We start from the raw sequence: 26,195 nt of genomic DNA on the forward strand, positions 1-26,195 counted from the left end.
GCCAACCTGCTGGCTCGAGTGAAGTACTTCATGGATACCGTGTCTCCTTTCCCCGGGAATGGCTATGGCACAGCGAAGGTGTAGAACTATTAGGATCAGTTATTTAGCGATGGATATAGCTGACAGGGTGACACGCTTGATAAACCTGAATGCCATGAGCCATGTCGACGGGTTATCAATACCGCTAACTGTTTATGCCCATGACAATTTTCAAAGGAAGGTTAATTCTCGATACGCAACCGGTTCGTATCTATTATGGGTGCGACGATGTTAGGTTTTATCGACTATCACAAACGTAATAACAGGCTCAAAACACCAAAAATATATTAAACATCAATTTAAAGTATCGATACGCACAACCAACACAGCGCAAGCATGACACTTCCCGGCGCTCGCCAAGGAGTGAGCTGAACCACAGCTGTATCACCAACACAGATGGAACCTCAGCAAAACAATATTTTATATATGGGTTCGGTCAAATATACAGAGATATGAAATCCACCTTTATCGCCAGCGTGACGGGTATTATGTCCCATGGCACTGAATACCAGCGTGCACATGACGGCCACTTATTATTCGCCATTTTCCCGCATCAATATCCCAAGGGACAGGCTCTGTATTCCACTCTCCTCATTTCATTCCCTGAAGCAGCCGGCAGACCCAAGTTAAGGTCCTTGGCTGTCTCGCCAATCCATCCGGGCGGCCAACATGGTCACACCGACAAAGGCACATTTCTGACCCATCATTCCCATTTTTCGCATATGCCCTGCCACTCTTGCCGCTTGGCGAAGGGGTTCGCTCGTGTCACATTGTTGCGGCTTGGAAGCAACGAATGACAACACAAGGAGAAAAGGATGAAGCGACTGCTATTGCCGCTGCTGCTTGGCACGGCCCTGTTCCATGGAGAGGCGTACAGCGCCGGCCATCTCTGGGCCAGCACACTGCCCGATTACAGCCAGGGGTATGACGAGCGGCGGGATCCGGTGCAGGATCTGGCCGCCGCCACCGCCAAGGCGCAGAGCGAGGGCAAGAAGGTGTTGCTGCTGGTAGGCGGTGAATGGTGCAGCTGGTGCCAGGAAATGAACCACTTCCTGGACCGGGAGCCAGCCCTTGCCAGTCAGTTCAACCAGACCTTCGTGGTGGTCAAGGTGAACGTCAGCAAGGCGAACAAGAACGAGCCCTTCCTAAAACGCTACCCCGAGTATCTTGGGGTGCCCCACTTCTACGTACTGGATGCCAAAGGCAAGCTGCTGGAGTCTTTCAACACAGGGCTGCTGGAGAAGGGAAAGAGCTACGACGAGGCGAAATTCGGCAAGTTTATCGCCTTCTTCCAACCCAAGACGGCCCGCAGCTGACCCGCCAATTGATGCAACCCTGTCATGGATAAGCCCAGACTCACCACACAAGGACAAAGAGATGATACGGATACTGGGCAAGGCCTCGTCAATCAATGTGCGCAAGGTGCTGTGGACCTGCGCCGAGACGGGTCTCCCTTTCGAGCTGGAGGAGTGGGGAGCGGGCTTCAAGCCGACGGATACCCCCGAATTCCTAGCAATGAACCCGAACGCCATGGTGCCTGTCATTCAGGATGGCGACTTCACACTGTGGGAATCAAATACCATCATCCGCTACCTGGCTGCCCGCTACGGCCAAGCCACTCTCTATCCAGCCGAGGCACGCGCGAGGGCCATGGTCGATCAATGGATCGACTGGCAAGCATCGGATTTGAACGCCGCCTGGCGCTACGCATTCCTGTCGCTGGTCAGGCATTCGTCCTTGCATCAGGACAGCCGGGCACTCAGCGCTGGATGTGCGGATTGGTCCAGATACATGCAGATCCTGGATCGGCATCTCCAGGCAACCGGTGCTTATGTGGCTGGGCGCCGCTTCTCGCTCGCGGATATTCCCATCGGCCTGTCGGTCAACCGCTGGCTGGAAACGCCGTTTGAACGTCCATCACTGCCGGCCGTGAGTGACTACTACCAGCGATTGAGTGAGCGGCCCGGCTTTCGCCTGTATGGATGCAACGGGACGCCATGAGGTGAATCGAGCGGGAGGGGGACAACAGCGTTGAGCAGTGCGGGTTGGGCCGGTGTCATGCAGCCCAACCCGCATGCACAATGTCAGACCTGCGCATCCGGCTGCAGCTCCGGGGCGGCCTTGATAAAGGCCTGCAGCTGCTCGCAGTTGGCGACGATGCGGGCAATGGTAGGGTACTCATCCAGGGTCATGTCGTAGCGGCGGGCGTTGTAGACCTGGGGCACCAGCATGCAGTCGGCCAGAGTCACCTCGTTGCCGACGCAATAGACACCTGCCGTGGTCATCAACAAGGGTTCGAGTACCCTGAAGGTCTCGTCAATCCAGTGGCGATACCAGGCATCACGCTGCGCCTTGCCCAGCCCCAGCTCCTGCTCCTGCTCCAGATAATTGAGCACCCGCAGGTTGTCGAGCGGGTGCGTGTCGCAGGCGATCATGTTGACTATCTGGCGCACCCTGGCTCGCGCCTGGGCGGCCGAGGGCATCAGCGGATAGGCGGGATAGGTCTCGTCGAGGTACTCCATGATGGCAACCGACTGACCGAACTGCACATCCCCGTCGATGAGGAAGGGCACCAGCCCCTGGGGATTGACACGATGATAAGCCTTCTCGCGCTGCTCGCCCTGCCTCAAGTTGACCGGGTGATACTCATAATCGAGCCCCTTGAGCTGCATGACTATCCGTACCCGATAACTTGCCGATGAACGCCAATATCCAAACAACTGCAACATAATCTGTCCCTGTGTTGGCAGGTGCACGGGCACCTGCCGTTCACCAGTCGGCCCTGTGTCCGCGCTGGCTTATTCACTTCGTCTGGCTGGCGTCCTGTTGCGTGACTTTTTGCAAAATGGTGCCAAACAGACTCATCCCGTTGCGATCCTGCATCGCGATGGACACTGTATCACCAAAGCGTAGAAAGGGTGTAGTGGCTTGACCTGACTCGATAATTTCCAACATGCGCAGCTCGGCGAGGCAGGAGGATCCGGCACTGCGGTCATAGTTGGAGACGGTCCCAGAGCCTATGATGCAGCCAGCCCCGAGCGGCCGGGTTTTGGCGGCATGGGCAATCAGCTCGAAGAAGTTGAAGGTCATGTCCACCCCGGCATTGGGCGCGCCAAACAGCGCGCCGTTGAGGTGCGTTTCCAGCGGCAGATGCACCTTGCCACCCTGCCAGTCACTGCCCAGCTCGTCCGGCGTGATGGCCACCGGCGAGAAGGCGCTGGAGGGTTTGGACTGGAAGAAGCCAAAGCCCTTGGCCAGCTCGCCCGGGATAAGGTTGCGCAGGCTCACGTCGTTCACCAGCATCAACAGTTTGACGTGGGCGGCGGCCGCCTGCGGGCTCGTCCCCATGGGCACATCGTCCGTGATGATGGCCACCTCCGACTCGAAATCGATACCCCACTCCTCGGAACCCATGACGATTGGGCCGCGGGGGGCCAGGAAGCAATCCGAGCCGCCCTGGTAGATCAGAGGATCGTGCCAGAAGCTTTCCGGCATCTCGGCGCCACGGGCCTTGCGCACCAGCTCCACATGGTTGACGTAGGCGCTGCCATCCGCCCACTGGTAGGCACGGGGCAAGGGCGAGAGACACTCGCTCTCATCAAACGGGACGGCATCGGCACAGGTGCTATCGTTGAGGGTCTGATAGATGGAGGCCAGCTTGGGCTCGGTCTCAGCCCACTCATCCAGTGCCGACTGCAGGGTGAGGGCGATGGATGGCACCCGCACCGCGCGGCTCAAGTCACGGCTGACCACCACCAGAGCGCCATCGCGCTTGCCATTGTTCAAGGTTGCAAGTTTCATAAAAATCCTTATTTGCCAGTGGCAGTCGAAAGTTCGGGACGCTGCCAGCTGCCGACGTTCAGCGCATCGCGGGTATCCAGCATCACGGCCACCTCGTCGGTGAACTTCTTGGCATAGGTCTGCCCCGCCGCAAACGCCTTGGGATGGGGCCGTGGGTAAAGCCGGCGGGGTGGAAGGTGACCATGCCCCGCTCGATATTGTCCCGACTGAAGAAGTCCCCTGCGTGGTAGAAGAGCACCTCGTCGTAGTCGTCGTTGCTGTGGTAGAAGGGCACCTTGAGGGCGCCGGGGTCACTCTCTATGGGGCGCGGCACGAAGGTACAGATGACGAACCGGCTCGCCACGAAGGTGGAGTGGGCCGAGGGCGGCAAGTGGTAACGGTGGCTCATCAGCGGGCGAATGTCGCGCCAGTTGAGGCGCACCACGCACAAGTCCCCGTGCCAGCCCTGGGCATCCAGCGGATTGAAGGGCCAGGTGATGACCGACACCTGATTGTGGCGCTTGACCTGCAGCGACCAGGGATTTTCATCCTGCTGGGCCAGAAAGCGTTCATTGATGGCGGGCACATCCAGCGCCGCCGGGTCAAAGATGGCGTGATTGCCCACCAACCCCTTGTCCGGCAGCTGATAGCTGTCGTTGGTCGCCTCTATCATCAGGATGAACATGGGCGCCGTGGGCTCGATGCGCCACATGGTGCCACGGGGGATCACCACATAGTCGCCGTCCCGCAGGGTCAGATGGCCGTAGTCGCAATAAAACTCGCCACTGCCCTCGTGGATGAACAGCAGCTCGTCACCGTCGGCATTGCGCACCAGAAACGGCATAGGATCACACAGGCGCCACATCCGGTAGCGGCAGTGAGCATTGTGCAGAATATCCGGCATCACCCAGGGGGAGAGGGAACTCACCTCCTCCTGCAAGCCGTTCAAGTCAAACGCCCTCGGCCGCAGCGGCCCCTCCCAGTTGGTCCAGTCGGTGGGAGCATGCTTGTGGTGCATATGGGTGGCGGGGCCGAAGAAGCCGGCCCGCCCCAGTTCGCGCTCATAGATGGCCTGCTCTGGCAGGTCGGCATGAGCCTGACGGGAGTGGGTCCCCTCCCGATGGGGAAAGCTTATCCAGTTACGCATCGCTGGGTTCTCCATGCAGCACACCACGGCGGATCTGGTCCAGTTCAATGGATTCGAACAGTGCCTGGAAATTGCCCTCGCCAAACCCTTCATTGCCCTTGCGCTGAATGATCTCGAAGAACACCGGACCTATGACGGTGTCGGTGAAGATCTGCAGCAGTATGCCGTCCTTGGTGGGAGAACCATCGATGAGGATCTGCAGATCCTTGAGGGAGGCCAGATCTTCCTGATGGCCCTCGACCCGGCTGTTGACCTTCTCGTAGTAGGTGTCCGGGGTCGGCATAAAACCGGTACCACGACCACGCAGGGTGCGTATGGTCTGGTAGATGTCGCTGGAGGCCAAGGCTATGTGCTGGATCCCCTCCCCCTTGTACTGACGCAGGTACTCCTCGATCTGGGACTTGTCATCGGAGGATTCGTTGATGGGGATGCGAATTTTGCCGCAGGGGGCCGTCATGGCACGGGAATGCAGGCCGGTGAGCTTGCCCTCTATGTCGAAGTAGCGAATCTCCCGGAAGTTGCCGATCCGCTCATAGAAGTTCGACCAGACATCCATGTTGCCGCGCTGGACGTTGTGGGTCAGGTGATCTATCTCGTAGAGCCCGGCGTCCACCTCGGCCATGCGCGTCTGCCAGTCGGGGTAAAATACAAAATCCACATCATAGATGGAGCCCTTGTCGCCGTAGCGGTCGACAAACGACAGTGTGCTCTCGCCTATGCCATAGATGGCGGGAATGTTGAGCTCCATGAGCCCTATCTTGCCGACGAAGGGCTTGGCCCCCTTGGTGATGGCGTATGGCTGGGCCTTGCCCGCATCCGCCACCCGAAATGCCATGCCGCACACACTGGGCCCGTGCAGGCTGGCGAACTGCTCCGCCTGGGAGTGTGGCTCGGCGTTGACCACGAAGTTGATGTCACCCTGACGATAGAGCCAGCACTGCTTGTGCTTGTGCTTTGCCACTTCGGCAAAACCCAGTGAAACGAACAACGCCTTGAGGGCGGCAATGCCCTTGGCATCCGGCGCTGTGTACTCGACGAATTCGAAGCCATCCGAGCCGAGGGGATTGATGGTGTGGGAACGGGAAGAGGAGGAAGTGGTCGTCATGATGCGCTCCTTGCAATGTGCTGATGACTGAAAGTGGTTAAAGCGGTTTGACCTAGGGCGACGGCCTGACCGTCGATCCCGTCAAACAGGCCTTGTTAACAACTTGTTTCATTAGATGCAGCTGCGCGGCAGAAGAGAAGAGGCGGGTTTCAGATAGTTTCTCGGGGTCCTCCACCAAAAGATGTAAATAGATTGTGACATTCAAGCCGCAGCCTTGCGGATCGCCCCATGGCGACCCGCAGGGCTGTCAGCTTTGCCTTACAGTCGCCACTGTTTGGGCACTATGTGGGGCAAGTGCGCCCGTGCTTTTTGCAGGCGACTCGGGGTGGGATTGATGAGCCAGGCCTCTGCGCCCTGCGCCAGCAGCGGCAGATCGTGCAGGCTGTCGCTCAAGCTGAGTACCGCAGCGAGGGCGCGTACCTCGGGCAGTATCTTGTGCTGGCCGTGGCAGTAAAAGCGCGGCATCAAGCCCCCCAAGCGGTAGTGCATCCGCGAGCCCAGGGTGCGATGGGGCAGCTTGCCAGGCAACTGTTGATGGAGTTGCCCGCGCACCAGGGCGCGAGGGCTGGCGGAGATCACCCAGCAGCGATCACCGTCTTTCATCAGCAAGGCGCGCGCCTCGCGAAACAGCCCAGGCCGGGTGCGGCAATAGGCCCGCACCAGTTTGCGCCAGCCCAGTGGCGAAAGCCCCAGTGTGATGGCCCACCAGATCAGCGAAATCCCCTGCCTGCGCCGGCTTGGCACGAGGTAAACCAGGCCACCCAGTGCGATCACCGGCAGCAGCAAGAGTGGCCAGAGGCGGCGGCGCAGTATATAGCGCAGCAAGCCGGCGTGGCTGTCGCCCGGGGCCAGGGTGTCGTCAAAGTCAGCCAGGATCCAGTCTGTACGCATAGTGTCTTGTCCTCCCCTCACTCGCTCAATCCGGCGATGGCGACATGGAGCTCGGGGGCGAGAAACATGGCCCCCTCATCGGGAGGGCAGATAAAATCGAATGCTTCGTCTGCCAGGGTGAAACTCAGGCGCCAGGCATGCAGGTAGCCGCGGTCAGCCGCCGTAACGCTCATCCCCCAGAATGGGTGCCCCTATGCTTTTCAAGGCAACCCGGATCTGGTGGGTCTTGCCGGTCTGGGGCTTGATGCGATAGAGCCGCAGACCCTCGCGCACCGGCACAGAGTCAAACCAGCTGATGGCGGGGTTGTCCAGGCTGCGCGCCAGCATCCAGCTGCCACCCCGCCCTTTTTGCATATCCCCTTTTACCCAGCCCTGCTTCTTTTTGGGCTTGCGATCGGAGAGGGCCAGATACTGCTTGCTCACCTGTCGATCCGCAAATGCCATGCTGAGCGCCCGGTTAGCCGCCGTGGTACGCGCCAGCAACACCAGACCTGAGGTCATCTTGTCGAGCCGATGAACGGGATAAAGCACCTGCCCTGTGTCGGCCTTGACGCGACTGACCAGTCCCGGATTGACCAGACCCGACTCACCGGCTTCGTCATGCATGCCAAGGCCCGGCCCTTTGTTGATCAACATAAAATCTTTGTGCTGCGCTAGTATCCGGTACATCTATAACCTTTTAGAATGTGTTTCATTACAAGAATATGACTCCATCAAGGGGTCGCCCCCCCATGAATACTCAGAACAAGAATCGCACGGATGAAGAGATACTTGCTTTGGTTACTGCTGATTGGCGCCAGTTATATCGGGCCCCTCCTGGCCAATGAATCCTCCCTTGAAGCCCCGGAGCGGGTGGTGCTCCAGTTGCGCTGGCTGCACCAGCCCCAGTTTGTGGGCTATCACATGGCCAAGGCCAAGGGCTTCTATGCCAAAGCCGGACTGGACGTGGAGATAAGGCCTGGTGGCAAGGGAATAAGCCCGGTGGACGAGGTGCAAAGCGGTCGTGCCGACTTTGGCGTCGGCAACACAGAGGTGCTGACCGCCTATGCCAATGGCAAGCCACTGCTGGCGCTCGCCTGCGTCTTTCAGCACTCGCCGTCCATCTTCCTGGCCCGTCGTGACAGCGGCATTCTCACTGTTGATGGCATGCGTGGCAAACGGATCATGATGTTTTCCGCCCATCAGGATGCCGAGTTGCTGGCGACACTTTTCTATCAAGGTCTCAATGAAAGCCAACTTACCCCGATCCAGACCTCGGTCAATATCGATGATCTCATCGAGGGCAGGGTCGATATCTTCAACGCCTATCTCAGCAACGAGCCTTTCTATCTGGAAGAGCGCGGCATTCCCGTCTCCGTCATCAACCCGCGCAATTACGGCATCGACTTTTACAGCGACATACTCTTCACCACTCAGGCGCAGGAGCAGGCCCATCCGGGCAGGGTAGAGCGGTTTCGGACCGCCAGCCTTGAAGGCTGGCGCTATGCCCTCGCCCATCCCCAGGAGGCCATCGCCCTGCTGCGCAGTGAATACGGCGTCAACCGCAGTCAGGCTCACATGGAGTAGGAGCTGCAGGTAAGCAAGGAGATGATACAACCGCTCTATGTGGAGATCGGGTATATGAACCCGGATCGCGTCACCCACATCATGGAGCAGCTGGCCGAAATCGGGCTCATCAAGCGACCCGTGCCGCTGACTGACTTTCTCTATCAGGCCCCCTCCGAGCAGTGGGTATTCTGGCGTCCCTGGTTTTTGCTGAGTCTGGCCGCCTGCGTGCTCATATTGCTGCTGGCGGTCTACCTGCTGGTGTGCAACAAACGGCTCAATCGCGAGATTGCCCTGCGCCAGCAGCGGGAAGAGGAGATATTGCAGCTGGCAAGGCAGGACCCGCTCACCGGCCTGCCCAACCGTCTGAGCCTGATGGAGCGGCTGGAGGCGCAGATAAGCAGCCCCAACCCCGGCTGCCTGCTGTTTTGTGATCTCAACAACTTCAAACAGGTCAACGACGGCTTTGGCCACAGCCATGGTGATGCCATCCTCTGCCAGCTGGCGGAGCGGATAACCCGCAGCCTCAACCACCAGCGCTTCTTCGCCAGACTGGCCGGTGACGAGTTCGTGCTGCTGCTCCCCGATCACGACCTGCTCGATGCCGAGGCCATTGCCGAGGTGATTAGAATGGCCATGGCCCAGCCATTTCAGGTCAAGGAGCATCAACTCGAGGTTGGCATCAGCGTCGGGGTCAGCCAATACCAGCCGGGCTGGCGTGCCGAGCAGTGGCTTATCCACGCCGATCGCGCCATGTACAACGACAAGGGGATCGAGCTGGCGGTGGCGCCCCCCTAAGCCCTTCATCTTGGCACGGTCAGCCTGGCTTGCACCTCACAACATCACGCTGGCAGCACCAAGGCGCAGGGCAGTACAAGGCAACAAGGCCACCGCTATGGGTGGCCCTGTTGCTTTTGGTGGGAGCGCGGGAGCATCAACCGAAGGTCTGCCCCAAGGATTTGAGCTGTCTGGCCTTGGTCAGCAGTATCTCGCTCGACTCATCCACATCCTGCATCTTGTTGCTGTTGGCGTGGGAGTGCTGGGAGATGAGGTTGACGTTCTGGCTGATGTTTTCGACTACCGCCTGTTGCTGCTCCGCCGCTGCCGAAATCTGGGCAGAGAAATCCATCACCAGCTCAATCTCGGCCAGTACCTGATGCAGGCTGCCGGAACCCTGCCGGGTCATCTCAACGCAAGACTGCGTCTGTTGCAGGTTGTTTTGCATCATCCCCTTCCAGCCGTTCAGGGTGCGCTGGATCTGCCCTATGCTGCTCTGGATCTGCTCGGTCGCCTTGTGGGTCCGGGTTGACAGGGTACGCACCTCGTCCGCCACCACAGCAAAACCCCGCCCCTGCTCTCCCGCTCTGGCTGCTTCGATGGCGGCGTTGAGCGCCAGCAGGTTGGTCTGATCGGCGATGCCCTGAATTTCGCCCATCAAGACCCCGATACGATCCGATTCGCTGGCCAGCGCTACCGCAGAAGCAAACGCATGTTCCGCCTCCGTCGCGAGCTCGGTTATCTTGCGCTCCGTGTCGAGCAACTGTTTGTCCGTGTGCTGGCAGTGAGCCTTGGCCTGAGCAACCTGGCTGTTGGTGTCCTGAATGTTGCGGGCAATCTCCTGCGCCGTGCTCGCCATCTGGGTAATGGCCGCCGCCATCTGCTGGGTCTGGGCATCCTGCTCGGCAATGTCCGAGCTGACCTCACTGGAGGCGCTCTTCAGGTGTACGGCCAGATCCTGCAGGGCGTGGGTGGCATCGTCCACCCGCCCCAGTACGGTCCGGATGCGGGCCTGCAGCAACTTGATGTGAAAATCGGCGATGGCGCTGGGCTCCTGACCCGAATAGATAAGCCGGGTCAGACTGTCATATTCATCCGCCAGCTGCCGCAAATAGCGCGGAGTCGTGATGAGCTCGTGGCGGTAGAGACCTCCCAGCAGCAGGAGTGGCAAAGCCATATAGAGCGGAGCCCAGGCTCCCAGCTGCACGGCACCCAGCCAGGCCAGCGCCAGCAATCCTGCACCGGCAACCAGATGACGCAGCCGTGACAGGGAAATACGGGGCTTGCGCCCTCCCTGCTCGGCGGCGCGCAGGCGGGCATAAGTCCTGGCGGCAATCTCCTTCATCTGCGGATCGGCACGGCAACGCACCGACTGATAGCCACTTATCTTGCCCTGCTCGAAGATGGGGGTGACATAGGCATCGACCCAGTAGTAGCGACCATCCTGGCAACGGTTTTTCACCATGCCGCGCCATGGCTGCCCCTGCTTGAGCTTGCCCCACAGATCGGCAAAGGCGGCCTTGGGCATGTCGGGATGGCGCACCATGTTGTGGTGCTGGCCTATCAGTTCGGCACGGCTGTAACCGGCAACCCGGCAGAAATGATCGTTGGCATAAGTGATGACGCCACGCAGATCCGTGGTGGATACCAGCTGTTCATCGGCAGGGAAATCAACTTCCTGATCAAAGAGTTGAACCATTTTATCACGTTGTTCACGCATGTCTCGCTCCATTCTGAGCCATTACTCAACAGAGTGTTGGTAAGCGGCCGGAGCCTGTAAAGGAGGACATGGAGAGAATGTCAAAAATGATAGCTGAACACGGTTTTGCGATCGGTGGGTGTGACGCAAGCCAGCCGCAGCAGCCTGGATCCGGATATGAGCTCGTATCGCAAATAGCAAAAAGCCCAGACAACAAGGTTGTCTGGGCTTTTCTGAATATGGCGGAGGAGGTGGGATTTGAACCCACGGATGGTCGCCCATCGCCGGTTTTCAAGACCGGTGCATTCAGCCGCTCTGCCACCCCTCCGAACGGCGTGCATACTACGTCAAGCCCATGTTCATATGCAATACATATTTGTTCTGGGATAGTAGGGTTCAACAGGCTGGGGTGGCGCTTGAAATCAGCGCTCGTCATCCCAACATTGAGTGCATACAATGCGATAACGAAGCGGAATGTACCGCCTCAACCCGGAAATCAAGAGGACACCCAAGATGGATACCCGTTCTATCTATACCGGCACCCAGAGTGCCGCGCGTGATACCAATAAGGTGCTGCGCAACACCTATATGCTGCTCTCCCTCACTCTTGGCTTCTCTGCCGTTGTGGCCGGGATCGCCACCGTGATGAACATGCCGCCCCTGCACTGGGCCGTGTTCCTCATCGGTGTGTATGGCCTGATGTTCCTGACCCAGAAGAACCAGGACAATGGCATGGGCCTGGTGTTCACCTTCGCCCTGACCGGCCTGCTCGGCTACAGCCTGGGCCCCATCATCAACATGTACATGAACAATGGTGGTGGCGAGATAGTGATGACGGCGCTCGGCGGCACAGCGTTGACCTTCTTCGGTCTATCCGCTTATGCCCTGACCACCAAGCGTGACCTTTCCTTTATCGGTGGCATGCTGTTCGTCGGTTTCTGGGTGCTGCTGGTGGCCATGGTCGCCAACATCTTCCTGCAGATGAGCGCCCTGAGCCTGGCCCTGTCCGCCATGTTCATGCTGTTCTCCTCCGGCGCCATATTGCTGACCACCCAGCAGATCATCCGTGGCGGCGAGACCAACTACATCTCCGCCACCGTGACCCTGTATGTCTCCATCTACAACATCTTCCTGAGCCTGCTGAGCCTGCTCGGCGGCAACCGCAACTGATGAAAGACCCCGCTTCGGCGGGGTTTTTATTGGTGCCTGTTTCTGTCAGGATAAGTTGTAAATCAAGGATATGAAGCTAAGCGGCCCTGATCCAAATCAGGGCCGCTTCGCGCTTGGCGGGTTAGTATCCCGTTCTCGTTTCATTCAAGGGTTGCTCTTGTCTCATGCCGATGGATTTCTCTGGCCTGCTGCGCCGACTGCTGACTGACAGTCACATCTACTTCGCCCTCAAGGTCTTGCTGGCCATGGTGGGGCTGCTCGCCTTCACCCTGGCGACCGGCGATATCCAGCTCACTGTGTTGCTCTCCCTCGGGGTGGTGGCCGGTGCCATCGCCGAAACCGACGACAGCCTGTGGGGCCGGGTCAAGAACCTTGCCATGACGCTGCTCTGCTTCCTGTTTGCCTCCCTGTGTGTGCAGTACCTCTTCCCGACGCCCTGGCTGTTTGCCATCGGGCTGGCAGGGTCGACCTTCCTCTTCGTGATGGTGGGGGCGCTCGGTCAGCGCTACGCCACCATCAGCTTCGGCTCCCTGCTTATCGCCATCTACACCATGCTGGGGGCTGCCAAGGCGCCGGATCTCTTCTACCAGCCGCTCGCATTGTGCGCCGGTGCACTCTGGTATGGTCTGGTCTCCCTCATTTGGCTCTGGCTGCTGCCCTACAAGACACTGCACGAGCAACTTGCCCAGAGTTACTTTGCCCTCGGCCGCTATCTGCTGGAGAAATCTCGCTTTTTTCCAGCGGACGAGCATGGCGCCCAGGCCATTCGCCACAATCTGGCCCAGCTCAACATCAATCTGGTCAATGCGCTGACACTGACCAAATCGGCGCTCAACGCCCGCCTCAGCACCCGCCATCAGGCGGCGCCCGAGCTTGCCAGCCTGCTGCGCCTCTACCTGCTGGCGCTGGAAATCCAGGAACGTGCCACCTCCAGCCACTATCCCTACAGCAGGCTGGAAGCCGAGCTCAAGCAGGGTATCGTCCTTGACGGGTTTCAGGAGGTGTTTTTGCAGCTCTCCGAGGCGTGCCAGCGGCTCGGTTACGCCATCCTGGTGCACAAGCCCTACGCCCACAACAAGCGCATCCACTGGACCCTGGAGGCTCTCGGCGATCAGCTGGAGTTCACCCACCTCAAGCAGCACTACCCCAAGACATTGCTGACGCCGATGAAGTTCCTGCGCCGCAATCTGGCCAGCGCCGAGGAGCTGCTGGGCAGCGCCGAGGAGCTGCAAAATCCGACGCAGGCCCCACAGAGCTTGCCGCCTCTGGCGCGTCCTGTCCGCCTGCCATTGCTGGCTCAGCTCAAGCAGCACCTCAGCCCGGACTCCATGGTGTTTCGCCATGCCCTGCGCCTGTCGCTCGGGTTGGTGGTAGGTTACGGCATCTTGCAGACCTTCAACCTTGATAAGGGTTACTGGATCCTGCTGACGGTGCTGTTTGTCTGCCAACCCAGCTACAGCGCCACCCGCCGCCGGCTGGTACAGCGGATGCTCGGTACCTTCGCCGGCCTGCTGGTGGGCGTCCCCGTGCTCTGGCTGTTCCCCGAATTGCATGTTCAACTGGTGGTAATGGGGCTCGCCGCCTTCCTGTTCTTCACCCAGGTACGCAGCAACTACAGCGCCGCAGTCTGCTTCATCACCCTCTATGTACTGATGGCCTTCAACCTGCTGGACGGCATCGGCTTTGCCATTCTGGGGCCGCGCCTGCTCGACACCTTCCTCGGCTGCCTGCTCTCCTACGCACTGGTGGCCTGGCTCTGGCCGGACTGGCAGTACAAACGGCTGCCGACGCTTATCGCCAACTCCCTGTCAGCCAACGCCCGCTACTTGGCGGCCGTGCTCGCCAGCCTGCAACAGCAAAGGGATGAATCCATCGACTACCGGGTAGCCCGCAAGAGCGCCCATCTGGCCGACAGCGAGCTGGCCATGGCCTGGCAGAGCATGCTGGTGGAGCCGCAAAAGCGCCGCCGCTTCCTCGATCTCTGCTTCACCCTCACCTGGCGCAACCACGCCCTGCTCTCCTACATCTCGGCGCTGGGTGCCCATCGCGACAAGCTGGAGGCCATCGGCGAACTCGACGAGATCAGCCGCCACCTGAGCCACACCCTGGAGCGGGCCGCAGGCCATCTGGCGGGCGAGATACCTGCACAGATCGAAGGACAGTGCCCCGTCATCACGCCGGACAGCAGCGAGGAGCAGCTGATGCTGACCCAGCAGCTCACCCTGATCAGCCAGCTGGCGGACGAGTTGCTCACCCTGGCCAACGAGAGCCGGTTGCTCACCGGGGGCCAAGGCGCTACCATGCCCGCCCAATCCTGATAGCCCTATTTGCGAGGAGCCCTCTTATGGCTGAGCATCAGCTGGAATTCAACGGCCAAACCATCGAAACCGATGCCAAGGGCTATCTGCTGAACAGCAGTGACTGGAGCGAGGAGCTGGCACAGGTGCTGGCCGAGCAGGAAGGCATAGTGATGGAAGAGCCTCACTGGGAGGTGGTGCGTTTCGTGCGAGCTTTCTATCTGGAGTTCAACACCTCCCCTGCCATCCGCGCTCTGGTCAAGGCGATGGAAAAACAGTACGGCCCGGAAAAAGGCAACAGCCGCTATCTCTACAAGCTGTTTCCTGAGGGGCCAGCCAAACAGGCCACCAAGATAGGCGGCCTGCCAAAACCAGTGAAATGCATCTAAAAAAATACCGCGCCCATCTGTGAAATGAAGCGCGGTATTTTTTTATCTCGTTGAACTATCAGGGTTTGTAGGCCACAACGGATCCACTGAGTCCTGTCATCTGACCAATCCGGCCCTGCATTCCCTGCAGTTTGGCCTTGGAAACATCCGGCCCGATGAAGACCCGGTTGAGCTGACCCTGCACCGGCGTACGCGGCGAAGTCTGGGCCGAATAGCCCGCCGCCCGCAACTTGCTCACCAGCGCATTGACGCTGTCCACGTTCTTGAAGGCGCCAAGCTGCAAAATCCAGCTGCCCTGCGACGAGGCGGCAGGCGCCTGTGTCTGCGGTGCCATCTTGCTCGCAATGAGGTCATCCATCGACTTGATCTGGCCGACCTGTGGCTTGGTTTCCACCGGCTTTTTCACTTCCACCGGTTTGGGTGGTACCGGCTTGGGTTTAGGTGGCTCCACCGGCTTCTTGGCGATCACTTCGGGCTTGGGCTTGACCACTGGCTGAGCAACGGGCTTGGTAGCTGGCTGCTGTGCCTGCGCCGCCGATGGGTTCTTGTTGGTGGCGAGCGTCACGGGATCCGAGACCTCTTCGACCTGCCACTGCTCGGCGGCAGAGGCCTGCTGCTGGCTGGCCAGGTGTTCCGCCGGCAAGGTACTGGCGGCCGAGACCTGCAATGCAGGTTTGGCGGGTTCAAGCTCGGGGCGCAGCGGGATCTTGGCAAACGCCTCGTCCTTTTGCTCCAGCTTGTTGCCATCCATCAGATCCGGCAGAAAAATGACAACCAGGGCCACCAGGATGACGGTGCCTACCAATCTGTTTTGAAACTTCGAAGCCAAGTTAATCCCCACCCATGTTACTTAGAATTAATTGCAATTTTGCGGACATCAATGATGGACGGTCCCTTCAAGCCACTCTGTGTTGAGACTTCGAAGCCAAGTCAACGCCTACCCATGTTGCTTGGCCGATGGCGCGCCGAAGCAGTTTTGACCAGGCATAATCAGCCTGAAGCCGTGCCGTTCAACCGGCCCTGTGCCGATCAGGACGCAGTGCCCGCCAGAATGTCGGCGACAGTGTAAAACGAACCAAACACAATGACCATATCATCAGGACTCGATGCGGCCAACGCAGCCTGATAGGCGGCGCTGACATCATCAAAGCGCAGAGCCTGTCCCTTGCCTTCCCCCAGAGCAGCAGCAAGCTGCTCGGCGGTAGCTGCGCGCGGACCAATGAGACTGGCCAGGAACCATGCGTCGATCAGACCGTCAAGCTCGGCGAGCGAACCCGCCATGTCCTTGTCTTTGAGCATGCCGACCACGGCGCGGCGCTTGCCCTTGCCGGGGATCTGGCGCAACTGGCTGGCAAGGTAGGCCGCCGAATGGGGATTGTGGGCCACATCGACGATGACCAGAGGCTCGCTTTGCAGCCGCTGCATCCGGCCAGCCAGCCGGGCATTGGCCAGCCCGTCACGGATGGCAGACTCAGGCAGCGGCAAGCCGAGGGATTCCAGCGCCGCCAGCACGGTTACAGCGTTCATCAGCGGCAAGGCGGGTTTGGGCAGATCCCGCCACTGGTGCAGGCCCTGGTAATCCCAGCTGGTCTCATGCTCTTTAGCAGAGAAGTCGACACCGACCTGACGCAAGCAGGCACCTATGCGCTGCGCCTCGCTGGCGATGGTGGCAGGAGGCTTGGGTTCACCGCTGATGGCGGGTTTGCCGGCGCGGTAGACACCCGCCTTCTCCACTGCCACCGCTTCGCGGGTATCCCCCAGCCAGTCGCAGTGATCAAGCGCAATGGAGGTGATCATGGCCACATCGGACTCCACCACATTGGTGGCGTCGAGCCGACCGCCCAGCCCCACTTCCAGCAGCAGCACATCCGGCGCGGCGCGGCGAAAGAGCCAGAGGCCCGCCAGGGTGGCGAACTCGAAGAAGGTGAGCGCTATCTCGCCACGAGCAGCTTCCACCTTGGCAAAGGCAGCGCAATGATCGTCGTCGACCAGCTCTTGTCCATTGATGCGTACCCGTTCGGTAAAGCGCAGCAGATGGGGAGATGAGTAGACACCGACCTTGTAGCCCGCCGCCATCAGAATGCTGGCCGCCATGGCGCAGCTGGAACCCTTGCCGTTGGTGCCAGCGACCGTGATCACCTTGAACGGCAACTGGGTGAGGCCCATGAGACGGGCAACGGCACCGACCCGATCCAGCCCCATGTCAATGTTGACGGGGTGGATCTGCTCCAAATAAGAAAGCCAGTCGACCAGCGACCGGCTTTGGGATTGTTGCATGTTTGAACTCATCTTCACTCTTCGATGACGTGAGTATTCAGCATTTTGGCGAGCAGGCTGGCCAAACGGTTACGCATCTCGCGGCGATCTATGATGAGATCGATGGCACCCTTCTCCAGAAGAAACTCGGAGCGCTGGAAGCCTTCCGGCAGCTTCTCGCGCACTGTCTGCTCGATGACGCGCGGGCCGGCAAAGCCAATCAGCGCCTTGGGCTCGCCCACATTGATATCACCCAGCATGGCCAGACTGGCAGAGACACCACCCATGGTGGGGTCGGTCAGCACAGAGATATAAGGCAGGCCCGCCTTGGTGAGCCTGTCCAGCGCAGCACTGGTCTTGGCCATCTGCATCAGGGAGAAGAGCGCTTCCTGCATGCGAGCACCGCCTGACGCGGAGAAGCAGACCAGACCGCGACCTTCCTTGATGCACTCCTCGACGGCGCGTACGAAACGGGCACCGACCACGGAGGACATGGAGCCACCGATGAAGGAGAACTCGAATGAACAGGCGACGACCGGTACCCCCTTGAGGGTCCCCTTCATCACCACCAGCGCATCTTTCTCTCCCGTCGCTTTCTGAGCGGCGGACAAACGATCCTTGTAGCGCTTGGAATCCTTGAATTTCAAGATATCCTGCGGCTCCAGCTCGGCACCGACTTCGGTACGGCCCTGCTCATCGAGAAAACTCTCGAGACGGGCACGGGCGCTGATGCGCATATGATGATCACACTTGGGGCACACTTCGAGGTTGCGCTCCAACTCTGCCCGGTAGAGCACCTGTTCACAAGCACTGCACTTGGTCCACACCCCTTCCGGAATGTTGTGACGACGAGGTGTAGTTATCTTGCTCTTGGGAAGGATCTTCTCAAGCCAGCTCATGGAATTCCTTAATGCTTTTGTGCCTGACAAAACGCATCGAGCCTAGATTGTTCAATGACTTAATAGCTCGATGGCAATAAATGACGGATCATTAAACCACAAATTTTCGGGGCCAGTTACTAAAAACTGGTCGTACCCGGTGCCGAGTCCGGCAGCCAGAGCGGGCCGAGCGGCAGCTGTGGCAACGCCAGTTCTGCCGGGTAATCCACGTCGACCAGATAGAGTCCACCGGCCTTGGCGGTCGGCCCGGCCTGGTTGCGATCCTTGGCGGCCAGCAGCTCGGCAATCCACTCCACCGGCTTTAACCCCTGCCCCACCAGCAACAGGGAACCTGTGATGTTGCGCACCATATGGTGCAAGAAGGCGTTGGCACGGATATCCAGCACTATGTAAGGCCCCTGACGGCTGACGCACAAGTGCGTCACATTGCGCCACGGTGTCTTGGACTGGCAACCTATGGCCCTGAACGAGGTGAAGTCCTGCTCCCCCAGCAGGCATTGACCCGCCAGGTGCATCAGCGCTGCATCTATGGTCTCGTGGTAGTGACTGACGCCGCTGCCGAGAATCGCAGGGCGGTAGTTGTGGTTGTAGATGACATAACGGTAGCGACGGGCGGTGGCGCTGAAACGGGCGTGGAACGTCTCGTCCACCTCCTTGACCCAACGCACGGCGATATCCGGCGGCAAGTTGGAGTTGAGCCCCAGGGTCCAGGCCGATTCGCTGCGGATGGCGTGGGTATCGAAATGGATCACCTGACCGGTGGCATGCACACCGGCATCGGTGCGACCTGCGCACTGAATGGAAACCGGGTGGTTGGCGATCCGGCTGAGGGCTTTCTCCAGCTCAGCCTGCACGCTGATCACTTCTCGCTGACGCTGCCAGCCGAAATACCGGCTGCCGTCATATTCAATACCTAGGGCGATTCGCATGGGTAACACTTGTCTTATGGTGAAAAGAGGCGATGAAAGAAACGGGGCGGATTATACGCGCTCAGGGTGAAAAGTCCCAAAAACCGCAAGCCCGCCAGCACAATCCCCAATAGAGAAGGGCAGCCCGCAGGCTGCCCTTCTCAAGGTCCTAACACCAGAGAAGCGGTTATCCCAGACGCTTGAGCAACTTCTCCGCCTCGGCACGCTGGTGATCACTTCCCTGCTCTGCCGCCTCTTGCAGCAGTTCGCGAGCACTGTCTTTGTCGTCGATCTCGAGATAGGCCCGGGCCAGATCCAGCTTGGCCCCGACACCGCCGTCGTCGGCATCCACGTCAAAGCCGGTGGACTCCGGCAGCACCTCGGGGAAGCCGTCCAGTCCCACATCCAGCGAGAAGCCCTGATAGGGTTCCTGCTCCGTGGTGGTGGCATCGGCTTCGGCCAGCAGCTTGTCGATCTCGACATAACCACTCTCGTTGGCCTGTTCACGGGGCTTAACATCGCCCTCATGGGATTCCACCTCGGCGAAGGCATCCTCAAAATCGGAGAGTGCCAGCTCGTTGGGATCCCACTCAGGATCCGGCTCCACCGCCTTGGTCGGCGCCAGTCCCAGCTCCGCCAGCATCTCGTCGGCGCTGGTGTCGGCAACGCTCTGTTTCGCACTTTCCTGGCCAGCTTCAGCCTCGGCAAAGGCGCTCTCAAAGTCGCTCAAATCAAAGGCGGCAAGTTCTTCGTCGCTGATGGGAGCTTCAACATCCGGTTGGCCATCGTCGTCGGCATCCAGATCCAGGTCGGCGGTCAGGTCGGCATCCAGCTCGGCAAACAGCGCGGCCTGCAGCTCCTCTTCACTCATGATCTCATGACCGCCTTTGGGCGGGTTGAACTCGCTGGCGAGATCAAGGTCCGGCTCAACATCGAGCGCAATGGCTTTATCGTCGGCCAGATCCAGGTCAGGCACCAGATCCGGATCACGACCGGCTGCTTTGGGCGCAGATTCCGCCTCAAAACCGGCCAGCTCCATCTCGCCGTCATCGCTGAATACTATGTCAGCAGGGGCCGCCGGCTCTTCCATCGCCATGTAACCATCCGGGGTGTTGAGATCCGGCATGGGGCGAACCGGCTCATCACTGGTGATATCGGCGCTGAACAGGTCATCAAACTCGCTGTGCTCCTGATCCATCACCATGGAGGTAGACTCGGAGAGGCTCTTCTCCTGCTCTTCCAGCTCGCGGCGGGCACGGGCACGGAGCCAGAGCGTGACCAGTGCCAGCACCAGCAACACAGGCAGCAGTATGATCATGGCGAGGTTGAGCGGTGAGGAGAGCAGCTCCATCAACCAGTGCTGCTTGGACTCGGGCGCCACAGCAACCGGCGGAACCGGATTGGCCTTGAGCTCCGCAATCTCTTTTTGCAGCGCTGTCTGCTCCAGCAACTGGGCCTTGAGGGTTTCCACCTCTTCGGTCAGGGATTGCAGCCGCAGCTTGAGCCTGTGGTTCATCTCAGTGACCTGACCGAGCTGGGCATTGGCATCTTCCAGCGCCAGTGCCATTTCGGTAGAGGGCTGGCCGACCGGCTTGCCAAGATCGGCAGGCAGCGGTGCAGGGGCGCTGGTAGCGGGTGCCTGGCTTGGTACCGGCTCGGCAGCCTTGGCAACCTCTTTCACTTCGGTTGCAGGTTGAGGCGCAGCCACCTTGGGTGCCGGCGCAGGAATGGGCGCCGCTTTGGGTACGGGTGCCTTGGCGGGCGCGACAGCAACCTTGGGCGCAGCAGGTTTGGCTGGCTGAGTTTGCTTGCTGGCCAGATATTTCGGGCTCAGCCCTTTCCAGTTGGCGTTGTCGCTATTGAAACGCTGACGGGCCTGAGCATCGGTGATGACACTCGCTTCCGCGGCGGTAGGCAGCAGAATACGGGATCCCACCAGTATGTGGTTGATGTTGCCATCGGCGAAGCTGCGGGGGTTTTTCTCGTAAATCGCCACCATGGTCTGGTAGACGCTGACGCGATTGGAGGGGCGATGTTTGCTCGCCAAGCTCCAGAGGGTATCAGTAGGACGGACAGGGCCATAACTGCCGGCATTGCTCGCGACCTGCCGCACAATCGGCTGGGCAGTGGGACGGCTGGGCTGGGACGTGGCGCGGGGAGCGGCGACAGGTTGTGCCAGCGGCTGGGAATTGACGGCAGGGGGAGCCGGTTCATCCGGGCCTTTGAGCTCAACAAAAAAAGGCTCACGCGCCGGGTCTTCAGCCTGAGCGGTGCCCAGCAGACCCAATGCGAGTAGCATTGCCAATGTTATGCGGGAATGTCCCATATTCGTTCCTTCGTATGACGGCCCTATCACATTGAAAAATCTGGATAGTTACCCCAAAACAGTCGGTTCAATATAAATCAGGCTCAGGTTGCAAGCCAGCAGTCCGACACATTTAGCACCCAACTTGTTCCTGAGTGTAGGAAAAAACTTAATCAGTTGATATCACGAAAAATTCTCGGGGCCATAGAGTGCGGCCCCGGTCACATCCACACCGCACGCGGGTGGCAAGGGACAGGCCCGATGGAACTTGTCCTCCACCGGGCCGGCAGATCCGCAGATCAGAGGTAATCGCGCACCAGCAGTTCGGCAATCTGCACACTGTTGGTCGCGGCGCCCTTACGAACGTTATCGGCCACGATCCACATATTGATACCGCTGGGGTGAGAAATATCCTGACGGACACGGCCAACCAGCACCTCATCCTTGCCGGTGGCATCGCGCACCGGGGTCGGATAGTCCGTTTCGTCATCGAACAGGGTCACGCCCGGGGCGTTGCGCAGCAGCTCCTTGACCTGATCCGCATCGAGCGGTTGATGCAGCTCGACGTGCACCGCTTCGGCATGACCATAGAAGACGGGCACCCGCACGCAGGTGGGGTTCACGGCTATGCTGGCATCCCCCAGGATCTTCTGGGTTTCCCACACCATCTTCATCTCTTCACGGGTGTAGCCGTTGTCGGTGAAGCTGTCGATCTGCGGAATGAGATTGAAGGCGATCTGGTGCGGATAGATGGTCGGCTCCACCGGACGCCCGTTGAGCAGCTGCGCGGTCTGGCCGGCCAGCTCGCTTACCCCCTCCTTGCCAGAGCCGGAGACGGACTGGTAGGTCGCCACGTTGATGCGGGCGATCCCGACCTCGTCGTGCAAGGGCTTGAGCGCAACCAGCATCTGGATGGTGGAGCAGTTCGGGTTGGCGATGATGTTGCGGTTGCGAAAATCCGCCAACGCGCCCGGATTGACTTCCGGGATCACCAAGGGGATATCTTCGTCGTAACGGAAGCAGGAGGTGTTGTCGATGACGATGCAGCCGTGCTCGGCGGCGATCGGCGCCCATTTGGCAGAAACCTCGGCACCGGCGGAGAAGAGCGCAATCTGCACCTGACTCCAGTCAAACTCTTCCACATCCTTGATTTCGAGATTCTTGCCACAAAAGCGCACCGTATCACCGGCGCTGCGGCTGGATGCCAGCGGATAGAGGGTACCGACCGGGAAGGCGCGCTCCTCCAGAATTTCAATCATGGCCTGACCCACGGCGCCGCTGGCGCCCAATACCGCTACGTTGAATTGCTGACTCACTGATGTTCTCTCCTGTGGTATTGCAAATAGTGTCGGCAACGCACGCTGGCATCACCGTTGGCAGGCGAACCTGCCTGATAGAGGGCTCGGCATGACACCAAGCCAGAGACGGGCGGGGCCGGCGTCGAAGCCGCTTACCCCAGCCGTTTGGATCTGTTGAATCTGGTTTAGCCGGGTTGGACGGTGAAACCGAGTCGGGCCAGAGTATCGCTGGCGAAGGGGCCGTTGACGTGCAAAGAGGATAGCTCGCGCCGCTCCGGATAGTGCTTGCGCTGTTCATCGAAACTGCCGGGCAGCTCAATCCGGTTGCGAAAACGGGCATCGTCGCGGCGCACATCATAAATAAGGTGCACCAGCTGTTTGATAAGCGCCTGATCCACCGGTTGACCCGGAGTCAGTGCGCGCACCTCGGGGGCTGGCAGCAAGGATTGCAGATCCTGGCGCGCCGCGCGGCCCAACTGCTGACAAAGCGCCTGATAGAGCATCCAGGTGCCGCGCGCCTTGCCCTCCAGGCTGTAGCCTGCGATGTGAGGGGTCGCAATCTCGGTATGGGGCACCAGGGCACGCAGGGGCTCTGGCTCCCCTTCCCACACATCCATCACCAGCCGCAGGGGCTCAAGCCCTTGCTGGCGAGCGAGCAGCGCCTGGTTGTCCCACACCTCGCCACGGGAGGCGTTGACGAGGATCTGCCCGGCAGGGCGCGCGGCGATCACCTGCTCATCCAGCAGGTGGAAAGTAGCATCCGGCCCCTCGCGGGTGATGGGCACATGGAAACTGACGATGTCGGCACCGAGTGCCGTCTGGTAGTCGACGAATGCGTCTGTCTCGCCTGCCTGCCCGGCGACTCGAGCCCGCGGCGGATCGCAGCGCAGCACCCGCATGCCGAGGGCCTCGGCCTTGCACGCCACGCATTCACCGGTATTGCCCGCCCCGATGACGGCGAGGCTCATCTCGCGCAAGTTGAGCTCATGACGCTCGGCCAGCACCAGCAGGGTAGAGAGCACATAATCGCCGACCGAATACTTGTTGCAGCCGGGCGCGCTGAAGAAGGGGATGTTGCGCACCGCCAGCAGCGCCTTGTCGACGTGATCGGTACCTATGGTGGCGGTGCCGACGAACCTGAGCCGCGGGCTGGTGGCGAGGAGCTCGGCATCGACCCGGGTCACGGAGCGCACCAGCAGCACGTCGGCATCTTGCAGGTCCACCGCCTGCATCTGCCGTCCTGGCAAGGGGATCACCTCGCCAAATTCGGCAAACAGCTCAAGGGCGTGGGGCATATTTTCATCAACGACAATCTTCATCGGGCTCTCTCACTTCGCAACCGGCCACAGGCGCGCCATTCTAGCCCAAACCAGCAGAACTTTCAGATGCTTATTCGCCCATGACTTTTCACCACAATCACACCGCCCGGCCTGCCCAAACCGGCCAGATGTTCAGATGCCTGTTCGCCGCCCCCCTTTCACCACCATCGCACCACAGTGCCTGGGCAAACCGCCAAGATGCTCAGATGCTGATGACCCACGCCCATATCGTCATGTCGGCCCGGCCACACTCATTTGTAAGCCCATGTTACAGCCAGACCAGCGCGACTTGACCGACCCGCCGAGGCTGGCACAATGACGCCTCTTTTTTCCTGCCCGTTTAACGCGCACCTGTTACGAGCCTTGTTATGCCGACTCATGCCTCTTCGTTGCCGCGCCGTCAGGTGCTTGGTTTCAGCGCCGCCCTGATCCTGCCGCTACTGTTGCTGGCCTGCCTGCCCTGGCAACCCTTTATGAGCCAGGCCCTGCAATCGGGCTGGTTGTGGTGGCCCTACGCCCTCACCCCCATGGTGGATGTGCCCGGCATTGCCATCAGCATTGCCGCCCTCTTGCTGCTGACCCGACACAAGCTGACGCTGAGCCTGCCCGCCATGCTGGCACTGGTCTGCGCCCTGTTTGCCATGCTCGCTGGCGACTGGGCCATCAAAAGCATCATCAAGCACCTGACCCAGGAGCCGCGCCCTTATTTGCTCTGGCTGGAGGGCCAGAGTCTGATCCCCGCCATCCAGCAGTTCTACTCTGGCAGTGTCGAGGTACGCAGCGAACAGGTGCATGCGGCGAGCCTCTTGCTGGCCCTGCCCGAATGGCTCACGGACCACTGGCAGGCAGAAGTGAACTACGCCTTTCCCTCCGGCCACAGTATCGCCGCCATGAGTCTCGCCCAGTTCTTCGGCCTGATCTGGCTGGCCCGCGCCCCTTCAGGGGTCTGGCTGCTGCCACTGTGGGCACTGGGCATAGGCCTGTCGCGCATGCTGATCGGCATGCACTGGCCGATGGACGTACTGGCGAGCGCCCTGCTCGGCAGCCTGACCGCCCTGTTTGCCGCCCGCTGGTGGCTGCGCCGCTACTGACGTCTGTGACCATGCCAACAAAAACGGGCACCTTCTGGTGCCCGTTTTTGTTGGTGCGATAACGTCACATACCGATAGCCATGCTCAGTTGCTGGCACTCTGCCCCTGCCAGCCCTCGGGATACTTGTAACCCACGAAGCGCTTGGCGGCATAGGCCTTGAACTCGGGGGAGTTGTAAGCAGCCGCCACGTCCTTGGCGAATGGCTGATCGGCATCGGCGCTTTTCACCACCACCCAGTTGATGAAGTTGTAGCTGCGCTCGAGGAACAGACCCTCGCTGAACGCAATGCCGCTGGAGGCGGCAAAGTTGCCGTTGATGACGGAGAAGTCCACGTCCTCCCGCGAACGCGGCAGTTGCGCAGCTTCCAGCTGGATCAGCTTGATATTGTGCGGATTTTTCGCCACATCAAACTCGCTCGCCTTGAGGGGATTGATCCCCTCCTTGAGGGTGAGCCAGCCCAGATCCTGCAGCATCAGCAGGGCCCGCGCCTGATTGGTCGGATCGTTGGGAATGGTGACCGTGCTCCCTTCTTTCAACGCCTTCAGCTCGCCCAGCTTGCCGGCGTAGAGTCCCATGGGACCGGTCGGCACCTGGGTGATGGGAGCCAGCGACAGGCCCCTGTCTGTTGAGAAACTCTCCAGATAGGGTTTGTGCTGGAAGCAGTTCACGTCGAGCGAGCCATCGGCCAGCGCGATATTGGGGGTCACGTAGTCGGTGAACTCCACCAGTTTGACCTTGTAGCCCTTGGCCTCCAGCTGCGGCTTGATGGAGTCGGTCACCATGTCGGCAAAGTCCCCCACAGTCGTGCCAATCACTATCTCTTTCTTGGCCGGATCGGCGGCAAGAACTGAAAACGGCAGGCTGCTGGCCAGCAGTGCCAGCGCGGAGAGGGTGAAGAAGGAACGACGCTGCATAAGGGACTCCCTGTCAAAATACTCATCAAAAGGTGGCAGGATGACGGCGACGACCACAATAGGCTTCTCGCTACAACCATCCAGCCATCCAAACGGCTAACATATGCAACCATAACAGAGCCTCTTCCCGTCGCCAAGCAACAAAACAGGGCAAGCTTAACCAGGTAACAGCCAAACCCACACTTCATGCCTTGCTAAACTTGATGCAGAAAATCTTTGATAAACCACACAGTATTGCTTTTGCCCCCTCCCCGAATCGGCCTCAACTGGCTTATTGTGGTCATCAGTCGGGTCTGGGTGGCCAGAGCCCTTTTTCAGGCTCACCTTGCTGAAGAAGGTGCTCACTTCACTGGAAGCGCCATTCA

The 26,195-nt window shown here is 59.8% G+C and carries 19 protein-coding genes, 1 tRNA gene and 3 pseudogenes; 7 read left to right on the forward strand and 16 right to left on the reverse strand.

Annotated elements, in window-relative coordinates; translation table 11 throughout:
* The first annotated feature begins 854 nt into the window (after window positions 1–854).
* Window positions 855–1,355 (forward strand): thioredoxin family protein, encoded by a 501-nt coding sequence (locus AXW79_RS18295; protein WP_005310595.1) that lies wholly within the window; start codon window positions 855–857, stop codon window positions 1,353–1,355.
* Window positions 1,356–1,416: 61 nt separating this feature from the next.
* Complete coding sequence (locus AXW79_RS18300; protein ID WP_005310593.1) at window positions 1,417–2,040, forward strand: glutathione S-transferase family protein; 624 nt, start codon at window positions 1,417–1,419, stop codon at window positions 2,038–2,040.
* A gap of 83 nt (window positions 2,041–2,123) precedes the next feature.
* Here AXW79_RS18300 and maiA read toward each other — a convergent pair whose 3' ends face one another.
* From maiA to AXW79_RS18330, 6 genes and pseudogenes are all read right to left on the reverse strand, one after another.
* Window positions 2,124–2,768 carry a maleylacetoacetate isomerase gene (gene maiA, locus AXW79_RS18305; protein WP_011898834.1) on the reverse strand — a complete coding sequence of 215 codons (645 nt, stop codon included), beginning with the start codon at window positions 2,766–2,768 and terminating at the stop codon, window positions 2,124–2,126.
* A 73-nt stretch (window positions 2,769–2,841) separates the two neighbouring features.
* Window positions 2,842–3,840: a fumarylacetoacetate hydrolase family protein gene (locus tag AXW79_RS18310; RefSeq protein WP_005310590.1), complete on the reverse strand. Its 999-nt coding sequence runs from the start codon at window positions 3,838–3,840 to the stop codon at window positions 2,842–2,844.
* 8 nt (window positions 3,841–3,848) lie between these two features.
* Window positions 3,849–4,966, reverse strand: a pseudogene (locus AXW79_RS18315) (homogentisate 1,2-dioxygenase).
* Window positions 4,959–6,071, reverse strand: coding sequence for a 4-hydroxyphenylpyruvate dioxygenase (gene hppD / locus AXW79_RS18320; protein WP_005310588.1), 1,113 nt, complete (start codon window positions 6,069–6,071; stop codon window positions 4,959–4,961). Before hppD ends, AXW79_RS18315 begins: the two are co-directional and overlap by 8 nt.
* Before the next feature lie 258 nt (window positions 6,072–6,329).
* Complete coding sequence (locus AXW79_RS18325; RefSeq protein WP_005310586.1) at window positions 6,330–6,962, reverse strand: HAD family hydrolase; 633 nt, start codon at window positions 6,960–6,962, stop codon at window positions 6,330–6,332.
* Between the two features lie 17 nt (window positions 6,963–6,979).
* Window positions 6,980–7,631, reverse strand: a pseudogene (locus AXW79_RS18330) (TIGR01621 family pseudouridine synthase).
* A gap of 90 nt (window positions 7,632–7,721) precedes the next feature.
* On the opposite strand from AXW79_RS18330, the pseudogene AXW79_RS18335 reads away from it, so the two are divergent.
* A pseudogene (locus AXW79_RS18335) lies at window positions 7,722–9,305 on the forward strand (ABC transporter substrate-binding protein).
* 136 nt (window positions 9,306–9,441) lie between these two features.
* Here the strand turns inward: AXW79_RS18335 and AXW79_RS18340 are convergent.
* Both AXW79_RS18340 and AXW79_RS18345 read right to left on the reverse strand, forming a co-directional pair.
* Window positions 9,442–11,004, reverse strand: a complete 1,563-nt coding sequence (locus tag AXW79_RS18340) for a methyl-accepting chemotaxis protein (protein ID WP_005310581.1) — start codon at window positions 11,002–11,004, stop codon at window positions 9,442–9,444.
* 219 nt (window positions 11,005–11,223) lie between these two features.
* Window positions 11,224–11,311, reverse strand: a tRNA-Ser gene (locus tag AXW79_RS18345).
* A 185-nt stretch (window positions 11,312–11,496) separates the two neighbouring features.
* Between AXW79_RS18345 and AXW79_RS18350 the strand changes: the two genes are divergently transcribed.
* From AXW79_RS18350 to AXW79_RS18360, 3 genes are all read left to right on the forward strand, one after another.
* Entirely contained in the window at window positions 11,497–12,153 is a 657-nt protein-coding gene (locus AXW79_RS18350) for a Bax inhibitor-1/YccA family protein (protein ID WP_011898838.1), read from the forward strand.
* A 164-nt stretch (window positions 12,154–12,317) separates the two neighbouring features.
* Window positions 12,318–14,471, forward strand: a complete 2,154-nt coding sequence (gene yccS / locus AXW79_RS18355) for a YccS family putative transporter (protein WP_011898839.1) — start codon at window positions 12,318–12,320, stop codon at window positions 14,469–14,471.
* 26 nt (window positions 14,472–14,497) lie between these two features.
* Window positions 14,498–14,839: a TusE/DsrC/DsvC family sulfur relay protein gene (locus AXW79_RS18360; protein ID WP_005310577.1), complete on the forward strand. Its 342-nt coding sequence runs from the start codon at window positions 14,498–14,500 to the stop codon at window positions 14,837–14,839.
* 58 nt (window positions 14,840–14,897) lie between these two features.
* On the opposite strand, the gene dedD is transcribed toward AXW79_RS18360, so the two are convergent.
* The 7 genes from dedD to AXW79_RS18395 all read right to left on the reverse strand — a co-directional run bounded on the left by dedD (window position 14,898) and on the right by AXW79_RS18395 (window position 23,824).
* The gene (gene dedD, locus AXW79_RS18365) at window positions 14,898–15,668 is read right to left on the reverse strand and encodes a cell division protein DedD (protein ID WP_042468689.1); all 771 of its coding nucleotides are present in this window, start codon (window positions 15,666–15,668) and stop codon (window positions 14,898–14,900) included.
* A 200-nt stretch (window positions 15,669–15,868) separates the two neighbouring features.
* Entirely contained in the window at window positions 15,869–17,128 is a 1,260-nt protein-coding gene (gene folC, locus AXW79_RS18370; protein WP_011898841.1) for a bifunctional tetrahydrofolate synthase/dihydrofolate synthase, read from the reverse strand.
* Window positions 17,129–17,130: 2 nt separating this feature from the next.
* Window positions 17,131–17,994 carry an acetyl-CoA carboxylase, carboxyltransferase subunit beta gene (gene accD / locus AXW79_RS18375; RefSeq protein WP_005310570.1) on the reverse strand — a complete coding sequence of 288 codons (864 nt, stop codon included), beginning with the start codon at window positions 17,992–17,994 and terminating at the stop codon, window positions 17,131–17,133.
* A 119-nt stretch (window positions 17,995–18,113) separates the two neighbouring features.
* Entirely contained in the window at window positions 18,114–18,923 is an 810-nt protein-coding gene (gene truA / locus AXW79_RS18380) for a tRNA pseudouridine(38-40) synthase TruA (RefSeq protein WP_005310568.1), read from the reverse strand.
* 166 nt (window positions 18,924–19,089) lie between these two features.
* A complete protein-coding gene (locus AXW79_RS18385) occupies window positions 19,090–21,228 on the reverse strand; it encodes a FimV/HubP family polar landmark protein (protein ID WP_011898842.1) in 2,139 nt (712 codons plus the stop codon).
* 278 nt (window positions 21,229–21,506) lie between these two features.
* Window positions 21,507–22,523, reverse strand: a complete 1,017-nt coding sequence (locus tag AXW79_RS18390; RefSeq protein WP_005310564.1) for an aspartate-semialdehyde dehydrogenase — start codon at window positions 22,521–22,523, stop codon at window positions 21,507–21,509.
* Window positions 22,524–22,690: 167 nt separating this feature from the next.
* Entirely contained in the window at window positions 22,691–23,824 is a 1,134-nt protein-coding gene (locus tag AXW79_RS18395; protein ID WP_005310562.1) for a 4-phosphoerythronate dehydrogenase, read from the reverse strand.
* A 368-nt stretch (window positions 23,825–24,192) separates the two neighbouring features.
* On the opposite strand from AXW79_RS18395, the gene AXW79_RS18400 reads away from it, so the two are divergent.
* Window positions 24,193–24,915 carry a phosphatase PAP2 family protein gene (locus AXW79_RS18400; RefSeq protein WP_005310560.1) on the forward strand — a complete coding sequence of 241 codons (723 nt, stop codon included), beginning with the start codon at window positions 24,193–24,195 and terminating at the stop codon, window positions 24,913–24,915.
* Between the two features lie 84 nt (window positions 24,916–24,999).
* Here AXW79_RS18400 and AXW79_RS18405 read toward each other — a convergent pair whose 3' ends face one another.
* Entirely contained in the window at window positions 25,000–25,830 is an 831-nt protein-coding gene (locus tag AXW79_RS18405; RefSeq protein WP_005310559.1) for a MetQ/NlpA family ABC transporter substrate-binding protein, read from the reverse strand.
* Window positions 25,831–26,195: the final 365 nt, after the last annotated feature.

The sequence above is a fragment of the Aeromonas salmonicida subsp. salmonicida genome, from assembly GCF_001643305.1.
GTDB classification, from domain to species: domain Bacteria; phylum Pseudomonadota; class Gammaproteobacteria; order Enterobacterales; family Aeromonadaceae; genus Aeromonas; species Aeromonas salmonicida.